Origin of the sequence: Streptomyces spinoverrucosus, assembly GCF_006539505.1 — a bacterium.
GTDB classification, from domain to species: domain Bacteria; phylum Actinomycetota; class Actinomycetes; order Streptomycetales; family Streptomycetaceae; genus Streptomyces; species Streptomyces spinoverrucosus.
Window position 1 is genome coordinate 1 of the sequence record NZ_BJND01000207.1, and the last position, 736, is coordinate 736.

Consider the following 736-nt stretch of genomic DNA (forward strand, 5'->3'; position numbering starts at 1 on the left):
CGGGGGAAGACCTCGCCCGGGGTGGGGATGGGGCGACGGGTGGGCTTCGGTGTGGGGGCCGGGGTGGGGGCTGGGGACGGTTCGGTCGGCTTTTCGGCCGGCTTCTTTTCGGGTTTGCGGTCGGGCTTGGCTGCTGGGTTCTCGGCGGTGTTGGTGAGGCCGCCGGGGAGGGCGAGGAGGTGGGTGCGGGAGGCCGGGACGACGGGGGCGAGGGTTGCGGTGTGGGTTGCGGCGTGGGGTGGGGTGGTGGTGCTGCGGGTCAGGCGGGCGCGTACGTCCTGTTCGGCGAGGGTCTGGCAGCGGTCGAGGAGGGCGGTGGCGCTGGGGTTGCCGCGGAGGGACCGGAGGGCGGCCAGGTCGTCGGGGTGGGGGCGGTATCCGGCGCGCAGCGCCTCCTCCAGGAGCGTGAGGTAGCCGGCCGTGGCGCCGGGGAGGGCGGCGCGGTAGCGGGCGAGGTCGGCCACGAGGAAGGCCCGCAGGCGGGCGCCCTCGCGCATCGCCTCGTCGAGGGACTCGGCCAGGCGGTGACAGTCCTGGACGTCCTCGGCCGAGGCCTGGCCGGGGTGGAGGGCGAGGGCGAGAGCGCGGCGGAGCACACGCAGCTCCGCCACACCGAACGCCATGCCGCCGCGGGATCCGTATGGCGTGGGCATGGGGCGACGATACGCGCTAATCAGACAAACCAGGAGGTAGGGGGTGGGTGTGGCGTGGGGTGCCACTCGGGTGGGCGGTGGGC

1 protein-coding gene is annotated in these 736 nt (G+C 75.0%); it reads right to left on the minus strand.

The genetic code is table 11. The annotated features are described in order from the left end of the window. Positions 1 to 623 (minus strand): hypothetical protein (locus SSP24_RS42555; RefSeq protein WP_141316642.1); only part of this gene is annotated, 623 nt, incomplete at its 3' end. Positions 624 to 736 lie beyond the last annotated feature (113 nt).